Source organism: Kitasatospora sp. NPDC087271 (assembly GCF_044744605.1).
Taxonomy (GTDB): domain Bacteria; phylum Actinomycetota; class Actinomycetes; order Streptomycetales; family Streptomycetaceae; genus Kitasatospora.
In genome coordinates this window covers 1-17,862 of record NZ_JBIUYQ010000001.1, presented here as the reverse complement: position 1 = coordinate 17,862, position 17,862 = coordinate 1, and the positions used below count along the sequence as shown (strand labels likewise).

At 71.6% G+C, this 17,862-nt stretch carries 16 protein-coding genes, 1 rRNA gene and 1 riboswitch; of the genes, 7 read left to right on the top strand and 10 right to left on the bottom strand.

The window, feature by feature from the left end:
• Positions 1-94: 94 nt before the first annotated feature.
• Positions 95-1,483, bottom strand: coding sequence for a transglycosylase family protein (locus ACIO9K_RS00085; protein WP_400325471.1), 1,389 nt, complete (start codon positions 1,481-1,483; stop codon positions 95-97).
• Positions 1,470-1,630, bottom strand: a riboswitch (cyclic di-AMP (ydaO/yuaA leader). (Overlaps the previous gene by 14 nt.)
• A 431-nt stretch (positions 1,631-2,061) precedes the next feature.
• On the bottom strand, positions 2,062-3,033 hold the full coding sequence (locus ACIO9K_RS00080; protein ID WP_400325468.1) for a hypothetical protein: 972 nt from the start codon (positions 3,031-3,033) through the stop codon (positions 2,062-2,064).
• 559 nt (positions 3,034-3,592) lie between these two features.
• Here ACIO9K_RS00080 and ACIO9K_RS00075 point away from each other — a divergent pair.
• Positions 3,593-3,856, top strand: a complete 264-nt coding sequence (locus ACIO9K_RS00075) for a DUF397 domain-containing protein (protein WP_363585895.1) — start codon at positions 3,593-3,595, stop codon at positions 3,854-3,856.
• Positions 3,857-4,235: 379 nt separating this feature from the next.
• On the opposite strand, the gene ACIO9K_RS00070 is transcribed toward ACIO9K_RS00075, so the two are convergent.
• Entirely contained in the window at positions 4,236-4,757 is a 522-nt protein-coding gene (locus ACIO9K_RS00070; protein WP_363585896.1) for an ATP-binding protein, read from the bottom strand.
• Positions 4,758-5,175: 418 nt separating this feature from the next.
• On the opposite strand from ACIO9K_RS00070, the gene ACIO9K_RS00065 reads away from it, so the two are divergent.
• A complete protein-coding gene (locus tag ACIO9K_RS00065; protein WP_063350131.1) occupies positions 5,176-6,042 on the top strand; it encodes a helix-turn-helix transcriptional regulator in 867 nt (288 codons plus the stop codon).
• A 78-nt stretch (positions 6,043-6,120) separates the two neighbouring features.
• Here ACIO9K_RS00065 and ACIO9K_RS00060 read toward each other — a convergent pair whose 3' ends face one another.
• Positions 6,121-6,699, bottom strand: a complete 579-nt coding sequence (locus tag ACIO9K_RS00060) for a TetR family transcriptional regulator (protein WP_363616975.1) — start codon at positions 6,697-6,699, stop codon at positions 6,121-6,123.
• Positions 6,700-6,959: 260 nt separating this feature from the next.
• Positions 6,960-8,474 carry an MFS transporter gene (locus ACIO9K_RS00055; RefSeq protein WP_363616976.1) on the bottom strand — a complete coding sequence of 505 codons (1,515 nt, stop codon included), beginning with the start codon at positions 8,472-8,474 and terminating at the stop codon, positions 6,960-6,962.
• A gap of 87 nt (positions 8,475-8,561) precedes the next feature.
• Here ACIO9K_RS00055 and ACIO9K_RS00050 point away from each other — a divergent pair, with 87 nt between their 5' ends.
• Positions 8,562-8,993: a MarR family winged helix-turn-helix transcriptional regulator gene (locus ACIO9K_RS00050; protein ID WP_400325462.1), complete on the top strand. Its 432-nt coding sequence runs from the start codon at positions 8,562-8,564 to the stop codon at positions 8,991-8,993.
• Positions 8,994-9,055: 62 nt separating this feature from the next.
• Here the strand turns inward: ACIO9K_RS00050 and ACIO9K_RS00045 are convergent, their stop codons facing one another.
• The 5 genes from ACIO9K_RS00045 to ACIO9K_RS00025 form a co-directional block, all read right to left on the bottom strand.
• Entirely contained in the window at positions 9,056-10,003 is a 948-nt protein-coding gene (locus tag ACIO9K_RS00045) for a M56 family metallopeptidase (protein WP_400325459.1), read from the bottom strand.
• Positions 10,004-10,143: 140 nt separating this feature from the next.
• Complete coding sequence (locus tag ACIO9K_RS00040) at positions 10,144-10,710, bottom strand: DUF5134 domain-containing protein (protein WP_400325456.1); 567 nt, start codon at positions 10,708-10,710, stop codon at positions 10,144-10,146.
• Positions 10,711-10,925: 215 nt separating this feature from the next.
• Positions 10,926-11,681: an amino acid ABC transporter ATP-binding protein gene (locus ACIO9K_RS00035; protein WP_363616984.1), complete on the bottom strand. Its 756-nt coding sequence runs from the start codon at positions 11,679-11,681 to the stop codon at positions 10,926-10,928.
• Positions 11,678-12,499: an amino acid ABC transporter permease gene (locus ACIO9K_RS00030; protein ID WP_350875703.1), complete on the bottom strand. Its 822-nt coding sequence runs from the start codon at positions 12,497-12,499 to the stop codon at positions 11,678-11,680. The genes ACIO9K_RS00035 and ACIO9K_RS00030 overlap by 4 nt, the downstream gene beginning before the upstream one ends.
• 176 nt (positions 12,500-12,675) lie before the next feature.
• Complete coding sequence (locus tag ACIO9K_RS00025) at positions 12,676-13,569, bottom strand: ABC transporter substrate-binding protein (RefSeq protein ID WP_363616986.1); 894 nt, start codon at positions 13,567-13,569, stop codon at positions 12,676-12,678.
• A 541-nt stretch (positions 13,570-14,110) separates the two neighbouring features.
• Here ACIO9K_RS00025 and ACIO9K_RS00020 point away from each other — a divergent pair.
• The 4 genes from ACIO9K_RS00020 to ACIO9K_RS00005 form a co-directional block, all read left to right on the top strand.
• Positions 14,111-15,511, top strand: coding sequence for a DUF6421 family protein (locus ACIO9K_RS00020; RefSeq protein ID WP_400325452.1), 1,401 nt, complete (start codon positions 14,111-14,113; stop codon positions 15,509-15,511).
• Positions 15,508-16,266, top strand: coding sequence for an SDR family NAD(P)-dependent oxidoreductase (locus tag ACIO9K_RS00015; protein ID WP_350875646.1), 759 nt, complete (start codon positions 15,508-15,510; stop codon positions 16,264-16,266). Before ACIO9K_RS00020 ends, ACIO9K_RS00015 begins: the two co-directional genes overlap by 4 nt.
• Positions 16,263-17,339 carry a low specificity L-threonine aldolase gene (locus ACIO9K_RS00010; protein ID WP_363617033.1) on the top strand — a complete coding sequence of 359 codons (1,077 nt, stop codon included), beginning with the start codon at positions 16,263-16,265 and terminating at the stop codon, positions 17,337-17,339. Before ACIO9K_RS00015 ends, ACIO9K_RS00010 begins: the two co-directional genes overlap by 4 nt.
• A gap of 440 nt (positions 17,340-17,779) precedes the next feature.
• Positions 17,780-17,862 (top strand): 16S ribosomal RNA (locus tag ACIO9K_RS00005); the annotation flags it as partial.

The window sequence follows — 17,862 nt, the reverse complement described above, 5'->3', positions numbered from 1 at the left end:
GGAGAGCAGTTGCTCTCCGGGGCCCGTCGTGTGCCACCAGGGTGCCGGGTCAGCCGTCAGTTGTCGGCTGTCACCCGTCGGTCGTGGGTCGTGCTCAGACCCGGCCGGCGAAGTCCGGCGCCCAGTTGGCGACGGTCTGCAGGCGCACGCCCGAGCTCGGGTTGGCGGCCTCGACGTACTGGCCGCCGCCGATGTAGATCGCGACGTGGTAGACGCCGGAGTTCTGGCCGTTGTTGGACCAGAACAGCAGGTCGCCCGCCTGCAGGCTGTCCAGCGAGACGCGGGTGCTGGCGGCGGCCTGGTCGGCGGCGACGCGCGGGACGGAGACGCCCGCGGCGCGCAGCGCGGCCTGGGTCAGGCCGGAGCAGTCCCAGCCGCCGTTGCCGGTGCCGCCGTAGACGTACGCCTGGCCGACCTTCGACTGGGCGAAGGAGACCGCGGCGGCCATGCTGCCGGTGGCGGCCGGGGTCTGAGCCGGGGTCTGAGTCTGGGCGGCCGGCTTGGAGGCCGGCTTGGTGGCCTGGGCCTGGGGTTGGGCGGCCGGCTTGGCGTTCGCGGCAGCGCCGTTGGAGGTCTGGCCGGACTTCTGCGAGCGGTCGAACCAGGTGAAGTCCGAGCCGGACGTGGCCGACGAGCCGGAGCCGGACCGGTCGGCCTGAGCCGACTGCTGGGCCTGGCCGCCGTCCTTGAACGAGAGGCGCTGGCCCGGGTAGATGCTGTCCGGACCCTCGGTCAGGGTGCCGCGGTTGAGTTCGTACAGCCGCTGCCAGCCGCCCTGGAGGTTGTGCTTGTCGGCGATCGAGGACAGCCAGTCGCCGGAGGCGACGGTGTAGTCGTCGGCCTGGGGCTGGGCGCTGTTCCGGGCCTGGCTCTGGCCCTTCTGGGCCGAGGTGCCGTTGGTGGAGTCGGCGGGGGCCTGCGCCTGGTCCTGGGCCGGTGCGGCCGGCTTGGCGGGCTTCGCGGCCGGGGCCGGGGTCTGCGCGGGCTTCGCGGCCGGGGCGGCCGGCTTCGCGGCGGGCTTGGTGGCGGTCGAACCGGCAGCCGAGCCGGTGGTCGAACCGGCCGAGGTGTCGACGGCGGCCGGGGCGCCGCCCTTGGTCAGGCCGGCCTGGACCGAGCACACGGGCCAGGCGCCGGGGCCCTGCGAGGCGAGGACCTTCTCGGCGACGGCGATCTGCTGGTCCTTGGTGGCCTGGTTGGCCTGGGGGGCGTAGGCGGTGCCGCCGAAGGCGGCCCAGGTGCTGGAGGTGAACTGCAGTCCGCCGTAGAAGCCGTTGCCGGTGTTGATGCTCCAGTTGCCGGTGCTCTCGCACTGGGCGACCTTGTCCCAGGTGGCGACGGAGGCGGCGGAGGCGGTGCCGGAGGTGAGGCAGGGGATGGTGAGGCCGACGCCCGCGACGCCGACGGCGGCGATCACGCGTCGGGTACGACTGGACAGACGGGTGCCGTTGGTGGGCAGCATGAAGACGCAGTCCTCTCCCACGCCTGCGAGGTGAGCTGTCGGATTCGGGCTGGAGTTGCCCGGCCGCGCTGTGGGCGCGGCTTCACCCCTAGCCCTGGATCGTTCCGGGGAACGGTCCGGGGCGACTTACCTGTGGGTCCCCCGCTCCTGCCGTGGTGCGTTTTCGCGCTGCCAGGACATCCGACGGCAGGACTCGGCGTCGCGGATGAACTGGGTTCGTGTGGCCACGAACGGGGAGCACGTTAAGCAGACTTAAGTTCAAACTGCAAACACCTGTGACGCGCATCACGGTTTGACGAGAACGGTCGTTCCCCTCGCTTTTCATGATCGGAAATGACCGATTTCCGGCAACCCCGCGAAGGGTGCGCGCAACTGTCTGCGCTTCAGGAGGCGGGTGACGGTGGGTCGGGTCGCCCGGGGGCCCGTCCGTCGGGAGGGCGGCGTGTCCGCACTGTGGTCGTCGGGGGATGTGTCGAGCGATGGTGAACAAATATGGACAGAACAGACATCGCACCTATTCGTTCTTTAACTCCCTTACGGGACAAGCGGGAAGGGCCCGGAACGTAGCCGTTCCGGGCCCTTCCCGCGTGCGGTGACCGCTACTGCTGGCCGGCCGACTCCTCGGCGGCGGCGTGAGCGGCGTGACCGCCCCGGCCGGAGTGGTCGGCGTAGGTGCCCTCGGCGGCCTCCGCCGCCTCGGCCTCGGCCTGCGCCAGGGCCTCGGGGGAGGGCGCCGGCAGCGCGGCCAGGTAGGTGGAGGCGATCAGCTGGCCGACCGTGGGGTAGGCGCCCAGCGGCGCCGCGGACGGGCAGCCGGTCTCCTCGGCGGCCGTGGCGAGCAGCTCGGAGTCGGCCTCCGGCCCGATCACCAGCGGGGCCAGCGCCGGGCGCTGGGAGCCGGTCTCCTTGAGGTGGTTGACGGCCGCGGCGACCGAGCCCGGCACGTCGAGCGCGGCGGGCACGACCGGGACGGCCAGCCGGGCCGCCAGCAGGACACCGGTGATGCCGGCCGCGGCGGCGGCCTCCTCGCCGCCGACGGTGGTCAGCACGACGCCGTCCGCGGCGGTCGCGATGGCGAACAGCCGGGCCCGGTCGGCACGCGCCAGGCCGGCCTCGGACAGGCGCACGTGCACGGCCTCGGCGAGCAGCGGGTGCGGGCCGAGCACGTCGGTGACGGGGGCTCCGTACTCGGCGGCGAGGGCGTGGAGTTCGGTCAGGAATCCGTGCGGGCCGGGTACCAGCGGCACCAGGACCGGCGCGGGCAGGCCGGCCTCGGCGGCCATGGCCAGCAGTTCGGCGACGGTGCGGTCGTCGCTGTCGGCGCCCTGGGCGGCTTCGCCCGGGAGGTAGCCGACGGCGGTCTGGATGCCGCTCTGCTCGCTGCGGACGATCGACAGCAGCTCCTCGACGACCGAGCGGGACTCGGGCCCGGCGGTCGCGGGCACGGCGAGCACCAGGGCCGGGGATCCGGCCGGGATCTCGGGGCGCTCGGGGCGACGGTGGCGCCCCCGCGCACGGGAGCCTGGAGTGCGGACGGGCAGTGGCGCGCCCGGGATGGCTGCGGTGCTCATGCCGGAGATCGTAGGACATCGGCCCGTCAGGCCTGCATTCGGCTGCCGTTCGAGTTTCACGTGGTCATGGCGGGTGCGCCGCGCTCCCGTCGTGTCCGTCCGGGCGGTTTGCCCGCAATCCGGACATATCTCACCCAGCCTTCGAGCGATCACCGCTGGTTGCCCTGACGTGTCCGACGGGGCGTCGAGTTGCTTCTGTGGCGCGTGAGATGTCTCACAGCCAGGAGGTCGCCTGACGGAGGGTCACGAAGGCGCGACTCCGGGCGCCTGAAGATCAACATTCAGCGGGGAGCCGCTCACGGCCGGTTATCGAGAATCTGGCGATTCACTCGGCTATGTCCGTTTACGTACCGTCAGGAGAAGGGTCCGTGAAGAGTTCAGAACTGCCGGTGAAAGGCCTCGTGCACCTGCAATGTCCCGTGCTGATGCACGTGCACAGCAGCTATCATCGCGTCAAGTGAGGCGTTGTGCCGGGCCGGTACGGGGCCGGTCCGTTCGTTCGGCGGGTGCCGGGAGCGCCGCGCTGGACGACCACTCCGGAGCTCTTCGGGAGATTTCTATGCACGACTCGCAGGACACGTACGGCTCGTACGACACCTACAACGGGATGGCGGCCGCCGACCTCAAGGGGGTTGTCTGGCAGAAGAGCCTGCACAGCAACTCCCAGGGGAACTGCGTCGAGTTCGCGGCCCTGCCGGGGGGCGATGTGGCGATGCGCAACTCGCGCTTCCCGGAAGGTCCGGCGCTCATCTACACCCGGGCCGAGATCGCCGCCCTGCTGCTGGGGGCCAAGGACGGGGAGTTCGACCACCTGGCGGTCTGACCGGCCGTCGTCCTGCCATCGGGGGGCCGTCGTGGGTACTGACACCGCGACGGCCTTTGTCTTGTCCGGGGCCGGTCCGGGGCCACACGACGGGCGCTCTCGCGACGGGCGTTCTCGTGGCCGACCGCGCGCAGGTGCGGCGGGTGGTCCCGCGCACGGTTGGGGGCCCGGACGTGGACGGGAGTCGGGCCGCCGGGGTGCCCGGCCGTCGGTCCGGCCGGCTCGTCCGGGAGGCAGGCCCGGGAATCGTCGTGGGAATCGCCCTGAGGGCTGGGCCGGAGCCCGTGGCGCACCTGTGCCAGGCCCGTCGATCCGCTCCGCGGAGCCCGGGGTGCGGTCCTCCCGGGGCCTCCCTCGGCCGGCCGCGCGCCGCCTGGCGCTAGGCCGAGCGCCGGTGCCGTCCACCGAGTTCGGAACCGGTGGCCGGCTCCGCCTCGAACAGGGCCCAGACCACCTTGCCGCTGCCCAGTGGGTGCCAACCCCAGGAGCGGCTGAAGGACTCCACCAGGTGCAGTCCGCGGCCGGACTCGGCGACGAAGTCCGCCTCCCGGGCGACCGGGCCGATGCAGCTCGGGTCGCTCACCGCGCAGACCACCTGGGGAGAGCGGTGGACCAGGCTTATTCGGATCGGCAGCCGTCCCTCAGGGGTCGGCTGTATGGGAAAGTCGTACTCGCCCTGGACGCCACCCGCAGGGTCGGGCCGTGCGCCGATCGCATGCCGCAGTGCGTTGGTCACCAGCTCCGAGGCCACCAGCGCGACGTCGTCGAACAGCTCCATCAGGCCCCAGCGCTGAAGAGAGGTTCTGGCGAAGTCGCGCGCGGTTCTGACGGCTTCGAAGCGAGGAGCGAGCGTACAGGTGACCACATGGGGGTCAACCGCCAAAGCCGTACCGGTGCTCATGAAGAGCTCCTCCCATAAGGGGGCGGACACGGCTGGACCCGCCGGGGTCATGCCGGTCACCTCCGACTCGCTCGGCCGCTCGGCCGCCCCCTCGACCAGCGCGCGCGCACACGAACCCCCGGTGGCGCGGGGGAACGCTGCCGGGTCGGTGCACGGAGTCGCGCGTGGGGTCGACGCGGAGCCCGCGGGAATGCCAGGGATGTGCAGGTGCACGTGCACCATGGTGGTGTGCGCTCACTGCAGATGCAAGAGTCGATTCACGTGCAGTCGCACTATTGGCATATGCAAGCGCCGGATGCACGTGCATCCTGGTGTGTGGAGTGTGGAACTGATAGGAACATCCGTCAGTATCGGCACCGTGAGCGCTCAACTGATGGCAGACTGTGCGCTGTTTGCCCTAGGTGGAGGTTTCGACCGCATGACCACAGTTCAGCCGGGCGGCGGCTCGATGGTCCGCCGGATCCTCCTCGGTTCTCAGCTGCGTCGCCTGCGTGAGACGCGCGGCATCACGCGCGAGGACGCCGGCTACGCGATCAGGGCCTCGGAGTCCAAGATCAGCCGCATGGAACTCGGCCGCGTCAGCTTCAAGGAGCGCGACGTCGCCGACCTGCTCAGCCTCTACGGCGTGGACGACGGCCTGGAGCGGGAGGCACTGCTCGGGCTGGTCCGCGAGGCCAACAAGTCCGGTTGGTGGCACAGCTTCAACGACGTGCTGCCGGGCTGGTTCCAGACCTACGTCGGCCTGGAGGAGGCCGCCCAGCTGATCCGCACCTACGAGGTGCAGTTCATCCCCGGACTGCTGCAGTCCGAGGAGTACGCACGGGCGGTTTTCGGCCAGAGTCGGCCGGTCGTCAGCGAGGAGGAGATCGAGCGGCGGGTCAGCCTCCGCCTGCGTCGCCAGAAGCTGCTGACCGAGGGCGCCAGCCCGCGACTGTGGGCCGTGATCGACGAGGCCGCGCTGCGCCGCCCCGTCGGCGGGCCCAAGGTGATGCGCGGCCAGGTGCAGTACCTGATCGACGTCGCCGAGCAGGCCAACGTCGTGATCCAGGTGATGCCGTTCCGATTCGGCGCGCACGCGGGGGAGTCCGGGGCGTTCACGATCCTGCGCTTCCCCGAACAGGACCTCGCGGACGTCGTCTACCTGGAGCAGCTCACCAGCGCGCTGTACCTCGACAAGCGGGACGACGTCGACGCGTACATCCAGGTCATGGAGCGGCTCTGCGTGGACAGCCTCACGCCCGAGCGGACCGTGGACCTGCTGGCGTCGATCCTCAAGGAGCGCTGAGGCGAACTCCCGGCAGAGCGTACGGGTCCGGCGACCCGCGATCGGTCGCCCGGACACCGAGCCGCCGTCCACCCGCCGTCAGCCGCGGGCCGGCGGCCGTTCGCGTTCCGGCGGCAGTGCCTGCGGCGGGGTGCCCAGTTCCCAGGGCAGGTCGTAGCGGCGGAACAGGTCGGCCCGGATCAGTGCCAGCGGGAGTTCGGCGCCCGGCAGCAGCACCCCGATGCAGCCGCCCATCAGCGCGCTGCGCAGCACCGCGTGCTCGGCGGCCGGGTCCGGCGCGCCCCAGTCGAGCAGCAGGCCCTGGAGGATCGCGCCGAGCTGCTGCTGCTCCGGGTCCTGGACGAAGGCACCGGAGTCCGGGTCCAGGATCAGCGCGAGGTGCGAGCGCATCACCCGCGGGTGCTCCAGGGCGAGGGTGAGGACCGCGTCGATCGCGCGGGCCAGCCGGGCCGCCGGCGTGGCGTCCGGGGCCAGCTCGGCGAGCGCGCCGGAGAGCGACTGGTGCATCATCCGGTGCGTCGCCGACTGCATCAGCAGCCGTTTCCCGTCGAAGTAGTAGGAGAGCAGCCCGCGCGCGAGCCCGGCCCGCTCGGCGATGTCGGTCAGCGTGGTGCCCGCGTATCCGTGCCGGTCGACCAGTTCGACGGTGGCTCGCATGATGCGCCGACGGGAGCGTTGCCGCATCTCCTCATTGACCGAATCCCCGCGAGGTGCCATCGTGTCTGCTCCGAACGTTCGTTGGCTCCGGGCCAATATACTGGCGGAGCCGGTAGTCGCACCGTGAAACCGCGCGCCGGTGGGCGCCGCTCGGGCGCCCGGTACGAAGACGGCCGGCTCCACCAAAACGGGGGTTTGGTGGAGCCGGCGCCATTGTCCGACGGCGGGGGCCGGGGCCCGGCCCGGGCGGCGGTCGACGGTCAGCGGTTGGTCAGGACTTCGGTCCGCGCCGCGCTCGACCCGACCGGGGGGTAATCGTAGTCCGGCACCGGCGCGGGAGCTGACGTCCGCCGCCGGTCGACCAGGGCGCCCACCGCGGCGATCAGCAGGCCGAACAGCGCGACCGCCGTGACGAACACCAGGGCCGGCCGGTAGCCGTCCAGCTGCGCCTGCGGGCTGTCGCCGCCGGCACTGCCGGCGGCGATCATCGCGGTCGCGCCGGCCAGGACCACCGCGGTGCCGACCTGGATCGCGGTGTTGACCAGGCCGGAGGCCAGGCCCTGCTCCTCGTCGCCCACGCCGTCGGTGGCGGCGATGTTCACCGAGGGGAAGGCCAGCGCGAAGCCCACGCCGAGCAGCAGCATCGAGGGCAGGACCAGACCCAGGTACGAGCTGTGCTCGTCCAGCCGCAGGAACAGCGCGAACGCGCCGACCAGGGCCAGCAGGCCGATCGGCAGCAGCCGGCCGGTGCCGAAGCGGTCCACGATCGGGCCCATGAACGGTGCCGAGAGCGCGATGAACGCGCCGGCCGGCAGCAGCCCGAGGGCCATCTGCAGCGCCGACCAGCCCAGCAGGTGCTGCAGGTAGAGCGTGACGACGAACTGGAACCCGCCGTACGCGCCGGCCATGGCGAAGGCGATCACGTTGGCCCGGGCGACCGAGCCGTTGCGGAAGATGCCGAGCCGGACCAGCGGGTGGGCGGTGCGGCTCTCCACCAGCAGGAAGGCTGCGGCCAGTGCGGCGACCACGACCAGCGAGCCGACGGTGCGCAGGCTCAGCCAGCCGACGCCCTGCGCCTCGGTGACGGTGAACACCAGCAGCAGCACGGTAGCGGTGCCGGTGATCGCACCCAGCACGTCGTAGCCGCCCTTGGCGCGCTCCTCGGCGGGGCGGGGGAGCAGCCGGACCGCGAAGAGCAGGGCGAGCAGTGCGACCGGAACGGGCATCAGGAACGTCCAGCGCCAGCCGACCGAGGTGAGCAGCCCGCTGAGCACCAGGCCGAGCGAGAAGCCGCTGGCGCCGCAGGTGGTGTAGATCGACAGCGCCCGGTTGCGGGCGGGGCCCTGGGCGAAGGTCGTGGTGATGATCGACAGGCCGGCGGGGGCGGTGAAGGCGGCGCTGACGCCCTTGAGGAAGCGGGCGGCGATCAGCAGCCCGCCGTCGTCGACCAGGCCGCCGAGCAGCGAGGCGGCGGCGAAGACGCCCAGGGCGACCAGGAAGACCCGGCGGCGGCCGAGCAGGTCGGCGGCGCGGCCGCCGAGCAGCAGCAGGCCGCCGTAGCCGAGCACGTAGCCGGAGACCACCCATTGCAGGGCGGAGGTGGAGAGGTGCAGCTCGGAGCCGATGGACGGGAGGGCGACGCCGACCATGGAGACGTCCAGGGCGTCCAGGAACATGGCGGCGCAGAGCACGATCAGGGTGCCCCAGAGGCGGGGTGTCCAGCTCAGCCCGCTGGTTGACGGGGCGTCGGGTGACGAGGCGGTCGCGGTGGTCATGGGGAGGACAGTACATGCGTGTGCATTCAATGCAAATGAATAAGATGTGAACACATAATTTTACGGCGCACGTGCTAGGGTGGCACCGTGGCTGATCTCGACTCCCCGGCGGAGGCCGGTCTCGTCGCGCAATGGCGCGACCTGCTGGCCCGGCATGCCGCCACGGCCTGCATGCTCGATCGCGAGCTGGGTGACAAGTGCGGGCTGGGCGTGAGCGAGTTCGAGGTGCTGGAGCGCCTGGTGGAGGGGTGCCAGGGCGGCGGTCATGCGCTGCGGGCGCAGGAGCTGGCCCACACCGTCCACCTCAGCCAGAGCGCGCTGTCCCGGGTGATCGCCCGCTTGGAGAAGGGCGGGCTGGTCACCCGGGCGATGTGCGAGAGCGACCGGCGGGCCATCGTGATCACCCTGACCGGGACCGGGCGGGAGCGGTACGAGCAGGCCAGGCCGCTCCATCGAGAGGTGCTCGAACTGACCCTCGGCGCTCCGCTCGGGCCGCTGGACGAGCCGCCGGCAAGCTGACCTGGTGTCAACTCGGTGGACCGAAGCCCGGATTGGGCCTTTCCGGAGGGGTGGGGGCCTTCTCAGAGGAGCGAGGTCAGCCCCGGGGCGACGGCCAGCAGGACGGCCGCGGCAGGTGCGGCGAGGGCGACGGCGGTGAGCCGCAGCCGGTGCGGGACGGACAGTCGAGGACGGCCCGCGAGCAGTCGGTCCACCCGCCGCGGGGACTGCGCCAGACCGGGCGGGCAGGAGCCGAACACCCCGCGGTCCAGGTTGAGTTCGGCCAGCGCGAGGGCGGTGGTGTGCCGGCCGTGCCGGCGCGCCGCCCGGTCGTCGGCCGCCAGCTCCACCAGTTCCTCCACCTGGGCCCGGAAGGCGCTGAACACGCCGACCCCGGGGAAGCCGGAGGCGAGCGCCTGTGCGCACTGCTGGAGCCAGTGGTGCCGGGCCCGGACGTGCCCGCGCTCGTGGCTCAGGACGGCGGCCAACTCCCGGTCGGTCAGCTGTTGGAGGGCGCCGGTGGTGACCACCAGGCGGGAGTCCGGGCCGGGCAGCGACCACGCCTCCGGGCGGACGTTCTCCAGCACCACCAGCCGCTCCCGGCGACTGCGGGCGGACGCGATGGCCTCGGGCAACTCCGGAGCGCGGACCGTGAGTTGAGCATGTCGGTGGTCGCGGATCGCCTTCGCGGAACGGACTTCGCGGGTGAGCGCCAGCACCGTCTGCAGGCCGCCCGCCGCCAGCACCGCGGCGCACAGCCGGCCCCAGCCCTCCGCGTCCTGGAGGCCGTACGCGGCCTCGACGCCGTGCGGGGCGCCCGAGAACACCAGGGCGCGCAGTTCGGGCAGCGCGGCGGAGGCGGCCAGCAGCAGGCCCAGGGCGCAGCACAGCAGCACGGCCACCACCAGGCACTGCCACGCCAGCAGCGCCAGCACCGGTTCGCGCTCCGCCCAGCGGGCCCGGGCCAGCAGCCGGGGCGCGACGGTCGAGAGCAGCAGTCCGAGCAGCAGCAGGCCGATCAGGGCAGTCATCGCATGGGCTCCCCGAGTACGCACGGAACGCGACAACGCGCTCCCTGCCAACCTATGCGCTGATGACGTCCGGAGGAACGGCTTTCGGCCGGCCAGTGACCAACGCCACGTCAGGGATGGGCTCTTGGATCGATCCGGGCTCACATGGTCAGGAGCATGGCGAACATGCCGATGCCCATGGTGAGCCGGCAGGCCCGGGGCAGCCCGGCGGTGCCGAGTGCCACGGTCCCGGAGGCCGTGTGCAGGAGCCGGGTGCCGGCCCACAGGGAGTAGGCGCCGAAGTAGAGCAGGAGGGAGCCGGTCAGCAGCGGCGTGCCCGCGTCGGCGGCGTGGTGGTGATGGCCGGGGGTGGCGGTCATCGCGAGCGCCATGTACGTCATGGCGAGCGCGCCGATCGCGTGGTGCAGCCGGTGTGCCCGGCGGGCCGGGGCGCGTACGGCGGCGAGCAGGAAGGTGGTGGCGGGGAGACCGAACACCCAGGCCCAGACGGTGGCCGGGACGGCGCCGCCGGTCACGGCCATGGCGGCCATGCCGAGCCCCATCAGGGCCTCGGCGGCGTCGGACTCCCGGGCGAGCAGGCGGCGGGCGCCGAAGTGGTGAGTGGTGTCGGTGGCGCAGGGGGAGTGGCGCAGCCGGGTGAGGCAGTAGGCGCCGGCGGTGGCGGTGAGGAACGCGAGCAGCCAGCTGATCAGCGAGGGTCCGTGCAACGGCGGCCTCCCGGGGCGGCGGGGGCGGGCGGCCGGCGGCGGTGCGGTGGGGGCGGCGAACCGCCACACCATCGCCCGCCGACCGCGGTCTGGACGGTCGTCCAGTCCACGATCACCGCTGTGGCCGGGGCGCGGGCAGGGCGCGCACCGGGGCGCACAGTGGTGCCCCCCGGTGCGCGGCCACCGGGCACACGCTCCGCCGCCCCGGCCGGTGCTCAGCCCGCGAGCCGCCCCGAGGCGACCACCCGGCTGAGGAACCGTCGCGTCCGCTCCTCCCGCGGATCGCCGAACACCTGCTCCGGCGGCCCCTGTTCGAGCACCACCCCGTCGTCCAGGAAGCAGACCTGGTCGGCCACCTCGCGCGCGAACCCCATCTCGTGGGTGGACAGGACCATCGTCATGCCCTGCTCCTTGAGGTCGCGCACCACCGAGAGCACCTCCCCGACCAGGACCGGGTCGAGCGCCGCGGTGATCTCGTCGAGCAGCAGCAGCCGGGGCCCGGTGGCCAGCGCCCGCACGATGGCGACGCGCTGCTGCTGCCCTCCGGAGAGCCGGTCCGGGTACTCCTTCGCCTTGGCCGCCAGCCCCAGCCGGTCGAGCAGCCCCAGCGCCTCCGACTCCGCCTCGGCCCGCCCCCGTCCGTGCACCCGGCGCGGGGCGAGCGTGATGTTCTCCAACACGGTCAGGTGCGGGAACAGGTTGTAGGACTGGAACACCACGCCGATCCGGCGGCGGACGGCGTCCTGGTCCGCGCGCGGGTCGGTGATCTCCTCCCCGTCCAGGAAGACCGCCCCGTCGTCGATCCCCTCCAGCAGGTTGACGCACCGCATCAGCGTGGACTTGCCGGAGCCGGACGCCCCGATCAGTGCCGTCACCGAGTGTTCGGGCACGGCGAACCCCACGTCGCGCAGCACCACCTGGCCGCCGAAGGTCTTGCGCACGGACTCCAGTCGAAGCACGTCCCCGCTCACACCGCACCTCCCTGGAACTGCCGACGGTTCGTCCGCGCGGTCAGCCAGTCGGCGAACCGCGTCAGCGGAATGGTCAGCACGATGAACACCAGCCCCGCCACCAGGTACGGCGTGAAGTTGAACGACCGGGCCGCGATGATCTTGGCCGCGTACACCGCGTCGATCGCCCCGCCGATCGAGACCAGCCCGGTGTCCTTCTGCAGGCTGACCAGGTTGTTCAGCAGCGGCGGCACCACCCGCCGCACGGCCTGCGGGAGCACCACGTACCGCATCGCCTGCGCGTTGGTGAGCCCGAGCGACCGGGCCGCGGCCCGCTGGCTGGGGTGCACCGACTCGATGCCGGAGCGGAACACCTCCGACACGTAGGCGGAGTACGTCAGCACCAGCGCCGCCCCGCCGAGCACCAGCGGATCGGTGGTCACCCCGCCGAGCCGCAGCGCCGGCACCCCGGTGATCATCACCAGCAGGCAGATGATCATCGGCAGTCCGAGGAAGAAGTCCACGTACGCGGTGGCCAGCAGCCGCACCGGCAGGAACACCGGCCCGCGCAGCGTCCGCAGCACCGCGAGCAGCAGGCCGAACACCAGGATCAGCGCGCCGCAGCCGAGCATCAGCTCCAGGTTGAGCCGCAGCCCCTTCAGTACCTCGGGCAGCGCCTGGCGGGCGTAGTCGGCGTTGAAGAAGGTCTTCCGAGTCACCTCCCAGCCGGGGGAGTTGACGACCAGCAGGTAGAGCGCGACCGCCGTCGCCAGGGTCGACCCGGCGGCCATCAGCGCCGACCGGCGGGCCCGGCCGCGCCGGTACGCCTCGTGCGCCAGCCGCCGTTCGGACGGACGGTAGCCGTCGTCGTCCCCCTTGCCCCCGCCGCCGTCGAGGCCCTCCCCGTCGAGGTCACCCCCGTCGAGGTCACCCCCTTCGAGACCCTTTCCGGCGCGGCCCTTCCCGTCCCGGCCCTTGGCGACCGACGCCGGACCGGCCGACACCGCGTCGCCGCTCACTTGAGCACCGGTGCCGAGACGGCGTCGGAGAGCCACTGCTTCTCCAGCCTCGCGAGCGTGCCGTCGGAGCGCAGCGCGTCCACCGCCTGCGACACGCAGCCGGTCAGCTTCGAGCCCTTGTCCAGCACCAGGCCGAACTGTTCGCCCTGCGTGGCCCCCGCGAACTGGCCGACCACCTGCGCCTCCGGCACCTCGGCGCCGGTGATGTAGAAGGCCGTCGGCAGATCCACCACGAGCGCCTCGACCTGGCCGTTCTTCAGCGCGGCCTTCGCGAGGTCGTTGGAGTCGAACACGGCCGGCTGGATGCTCGGCTTGATCGTGTTGGTGATGGTGTCGAGGCTGGTGGTGCCGACCTGCGCGCCCAGCTTGGCGCCCTTCAGGTCGGCGATGCTCTTCGCGCCCGCCGCCTTGGAGTTCTTCAGCGCGATGACGGCCTGGCGCACGTCGTAGTAGCCGGAGGAGAAGTCGACGGCCTGCTTGCGCTCGTCACTGATGGACACCTGGTTGACGTCGAAGTCGAAGTCCTTGGCCCCGGGCGAGGTGGCCTTGCCGAACGGCGCGACCACCCAGCTGACCTTCTCCTTGGGGTAGCCCAGCTTCTCCGCCACCGCGAAGGCCACGGCGGACTCGAACCCCTTGCCGTTCTCCGGCTTGTCCTCGGTGAACCACGGGTCGTACGCGGGCTTGTCGGTGCCGACGGTCAGCGTCCCCGCCGTCCGGGTCGCCAGCGCTCCCGGCGCGCAGCCCGCGGCGGTACCGGCCGCACCCGAGGAGCCCGAGGCGGCGGCCCCGTCGGACCTGGCGTCCTGCGGCGCGCACGCGGTCAGCGCGGCGGCCGCGGCGAGCAGCGCGGCGAGGGGCAGTGCGGCGGACGGCTTGCGGATGGTCATGGCAGGGCTCCAGTGAGGAAGGGCCGGGCGGGACAGGGAGAGGCAAGGGCCGGGTGGGACAGGAGGAAGGCAAGGGCCGGGTGGGACAGGGGAGGCGACGGGCGGGCCGGGGCCGGCCGCGGGCCCGGCGGGTCACTTCCCCCGGTGGCGGCGCCGGAACACACACGGCATGGTCGGCGTACGGGCCCGCGTCCGCGGCGCCCTCCGAGCCGGATCAGCGACAGCGGCGGCAGAGGCCGCGCACGCGACAGCAGGCGTGACAACAAGAGGGCGCCCGGAACAGGCCGATGTGGCACTCGGTCACCGTGATCACCGCCGGGAGCATGGCGGGAGGTTCGCATTCCGACAGTGCGTCTGTCCAGAACATCCAGATCCCTGTCCACATGGCGGACGCCCGGCCGGCGGGCCCGCGACCCGGGGCCCCGCAAGGGCCTCGGCGGAGCCACGCCGGAGCTTTGTCGGTCGCGACCCCCTTGAACAGGAGAACCTTTCGTACTTATGGTGTCTCCGTTGAAATAACTCCTGTCGAAGTGAGTCCCCGATGCAGAATCTTTCGCCAAGGCTCGCTGCGGCGGCCGACGCCCCGGTCTCGACCCTCGCCGGCCACCCGGCCTGGCTGCGCCTGAAGGAGGCCGTCGAGACGCTGCGCCCGCTGCAGTCCAAGGACGGCTCGATCGACCTGTCCGCCGTCCAGCGGCACACCGTCGACCCGCTGCTGGCCACTGTCCGCGGCGCCGTCGAGGAACTCGCCCCGCTGTTCCCGCACGACGCCGCCTACCTGGCCGCCGTCGACGCGGACCTGGCCAAGTGGGCCGACACCGGCTACCGGGAGCCCGACTTCCTGGACTCGCTGCTCGCCTTCCACCCCGCCGACCAGCGCGAGGACGGCCTGGAGCACCTCGTCGTCTTCCCGATGTACACGCAGAACGGCAACCCGAACCGCAACCTGGAAGCCGTCCTGCTGAGCGTCGTGTGGCCCGACTGGCTGGCCGAGCTGGAGCGGACCCGCTTCGACAACCCGATGTTCGTGCCGATCACCTTCACCGACTTCACGGCCGGCTACGACACCAACTCCGCCGTCCTCTTCCCCGAGACGGTCGCCGTGCGCAAGGCGCCGGAACGTTTCACCTGGGGCGGCATCTTCTGCGACCGCGAGGCCGCCCGCTTCCGCGCCGTCACCACCAGCGCCGTCCAGCAGCTCGGCCTGGAGATCCCGGCCGACGCCGAGGGCCTGCTCAAGGACCAGGACCGCGCGCAGGAGACCTTCGTCCTGTGGGACCTCGTCCACGACCGCACCCACAGCCACGGCGACCTGCCGTTCGACCCCTTCATGATCAAGCAGCGCAGCCCGTTCTGGATGTACGGCCTGGAGGAGCTCCGCTGCGACCTCACCACCTTCAAGGAGGCGGTGAAACTGGAGGCCGAGGGCAACACGCACGCCCGCGACGTCCAGTACGCGATCCTCTTCGACCGCCTGTTCCGCTTCCCGGTCAGCGGCGACCGCGTCCGCAACTACGACGGCATGGGCGGCCAGCTGCTCTTCGCCTACCTGCACAAGCACGACGCGCTGCGCTGGCGCGACAACCGCCTCAGCATCGACTGGGACCGGGCCCCGCAGGTCACCAACGCGCTCTGCGCCGAGATCGAGACCCTCTACCGCGACGGCATCGACCGGCCCAAGCCGGCCCACTGGATCGCCGCCTACCAGCTGGTCTCCCGCTACCTCACCCCGCACCCCGCCTCCACCTGGGCGAAGGGCTCCGAGGCGCTGCCGCTCGACATCACCGACGGCAAGGCGCTCAACAAGGCGCTGTGCGACGCGGTGCTCCCGGACGAGTTCCCGCTGAGCATGTTCTACGAGGCCCTGTCCAAGAAGCTCGGCGGCGTCATCGCCGCCACCGCCGGCATCACCGGCACCGGTATCCAGGGAGCCGCCGCGTGACCACGACCACCAAGTCCCCGCTGACCGGCAAGGTCATCGCCGTCGCCGGAGCCAGCGGCCCGGCCGGCCAGGCGGTGCTGCGCCGCCTCACCGCCGACGGCGCCACCGTGATCGGTGCCGACATCGACGCCCAGCGCCTCGAATCCGCGCTGGATGCCACCCGCATCGCCGTGCGCGGGGCCAAGGTCAGCGGACAGGTGATCGACCTGCTCGACCCGCAGGAGGTCCACGACTGGGCCGACCACCTGGAGGCCGAGCACGGCCACGTCGACGGTCTGTTCCACCTGGTCGGCGGCTGGCGCGGCAGCAAGACCTTCTTCGACACCCGCCTGGACGACTGGGACTTCCTGCACGACACCGTCGTGCGCACCCTCCAGCACACCTCGCTGGCCTTCCAGCCCGCCCTGGTCCGCAGCTCCGCCGGTCGCTACGCGATGATCTCCGCCGCCGCCGCGCACAAGCCCACCGCCGGCGGCGCCGCCTACGCGGCCGCCAAGGCCGCCACCGAGGCCTGGACCCTCGCCATGGCGGACTCCTTCAAGAAGGAGACCACCGCCCCCGACGGCGAGCCCACCGCGGCGGCTGCGATCCTGGTCATCAAGGCGCTGGTCAGCCCCGAAATGCGGGCCGAGAAGCCGGAGGCGAAGTTCGCCGGCTTCACCGACACCGCCGACCTCGCCGGACACCTGGCGGGCCTCTGGGACCGCCCCGCAGCAGAACTGAACGGACAGCACCTGTGGCTGACAGCCCGATGACCGACCTCACCCGTACGGACGCGGTACGGCGGCACGACCCCGCCGTCCGCGGCTTCGCCAGCGACAACTACGCCGGCGTGCACCCGGAGATCCTCGCCGCGATAGCCCTCGCCAACGGCGGCCACCAGATCGCCTACGGCGAGGACGACTACACGGCCCACCTCCAGGACGTCTTCCGCCGCCACTTCGGCGACAAGGCCGAGGCCCACCCCGTCTTCAACGGCACCGGCGCCAACGTGGTCGCCCTCCAGGCGCTGCTCCCGCGCTGGGGTGCCGTGGTCGCCGCCGAATCCGCCCACATCAACGTGGACGAGGGCGGCGCCCCGGAGAAGATGGGCGGCATCAAGCTGCTCACCGTCCCCACCCCGGACGGCAAGCTCACCCCCGAACTGCTCGACCAGCAGGCCTGGGGCTTCGGCGACGAGCACCGCGCGCAGCCGCTCGCGGTCTCCATCACCCAGAGCACCGAGCTCGGCACCCTCTACACCGCCGACGAGATCCGTGCGATCACCGAGCACGCCCACCAGCTCGGCATGCTCGTCCACGTCGACGGCTCCCGCCTGGCCAACGCCGCCGCGGCGCTCGGCCTGCCGCTGCGCGCCTTCACCACGGACGTGGGCGTCGACGTGCTGTCCTTCGGCGGTACGAAGAACGGCCTGCTGTTCGGCGAGGTCGTGGTGGTGCTCAACCCCGAGCGGGTGCGGAACATCAAGTTCCTGCGCAAGACCTCGATGCAGCTCGCCTCGAAGATGCGCTTCCTCTCCGTCCAGTTCGAGGCGCTGCTCTCCGGCGACCTCTATCTGCGCAATGCCGGGCACGCCAATGCGATGGCCAGCCGGCTGGAGGCGGCCGTTCGCGGGATCGACGGCGTCGAGATCGTGCGCCCGGTCCAGGCGAACGCGGTGTTCGCGATCCTCCCGCGCGAGGTGAGCGAGCGGCTGCAGAAGCACTACCGCTTCTACTTCTGGAACGAGCACACCGGCGAGGTGCGCTGGATGTGCTCGTACGACACCACGGAGGCCGACATCGACGGCTTCGTGGCGGCCATCGCCGAGGAGATGGGCCGCATCTGACGGCGCCTGAACATCGGATCGCCCCTGCCCGGGATCCCGGGCAGGGGCGATTTGCATGTGGCGGTCCTGTCCCCGTACAGTTCCGGAGTCGCCGCGAGAGAGCGGGGGCAAGCGGAAAGCGAATTCCGATGAATGAAACTCCGGAAAACGGAGCGGAAAACATCTGATAAGCTTGAAACACGAAAGAACGAAGCGCCCGGAGGGCCCGCTGGAAGGCGGCCCGAAGGAAGTGTCCGTTCCTTGAGAACTCAACAGCGTGCCAAAAGTCAACGCCAGATATGTTGACATCCCCGGCCTCAGAATCTTCTGGGGTTGGAGATTCCTTTTGAAGTAAAACACTAGCGAGGACGCAGTGCGCGGGACCGCCCTATTCCGGTGGTTGCCGTGCCGCTCAACGCGGGTGCCACCCGACGCTTTTAATTAAGCACTGCGGGTAGACATTCACGGAGAGTTTGATCCTGGCTCAGGACGAACGCTGGCGGCGTGCTTAACACATGCAAGTCGAACGGTGAAGCCCTTCGGG

Coding starts and splice junctions, on each gene's coding strand:
- ACIO9K_RS00060 (WP_363616975.1), bottom strand. CDS start 6,699: ATGCGAGCCACCGTCGAACTGGTCGACCGGCACGGATACGCGGGCACC.
- ACIO9K_RS00045 (WP_400325459.1), bottom strand. CDS start 10,003: ATGACTGCCCTGATCGGCCTGCTGCTGCTCGGACTGCTGCTCTCGACC.
- ACIO9K_RS00070 (WP_363585896.1), bottom strand. CDS start 4,757: ATGAGCACCGGTACGGCTTTGGCGGTTGACCCCCATGTGGTCACCTGT.
- ACIO9K_RS00020 (WP_400325452.1), top strand. CDS start 14,111: ATGCAGAATCTTTCGCCAAGGCTCGCTGCGGCGGCCGACGCCCCGGTC.
- ACIO9K_RS00075 (WP_363585895.1), top strand. CDS start 3,593: ATGCACGACTCGCAGGACACGTACGGCTCGTACGACACCTACAACGGG.
- ACIO9K_RS00080 (WP_400325468.1), bottom strand. CDS start 3,033: ATGAGCACCGCAGCCATCCCGGGCGCGCCACTGCCCGTCCGCACTCCA.
- ACIO9K_RS00065 (WP_063350131.1), top strand. CDS start 5,176: ATGACCACAGTTCAGCCGGGCGGCGGCTCGATGGTCCGCCGGATCCTC.
- ACIO9K_RS00025 (WP_363616986.1), bottom strand. CDS start 13,569: ATGACCATCCGCAAGCCGTCCGCCGCACTGCCCCTCGCCGCGCTGCTC.
- ACIO9K_RS00010 (WP_363617033.1), top strand. CDS start 16,263: ATGACCGACCTCACCCGTACGGACGCGGTACGGCGGCACGACCCCGCC.
- ACIO9K_RS00055 (WP_363616976.1), bottom strand. CDS start 8,474: ATGACCACCGCGACCGCCTCGTCACCCGACGCCCCGTCAACCAGCGGG.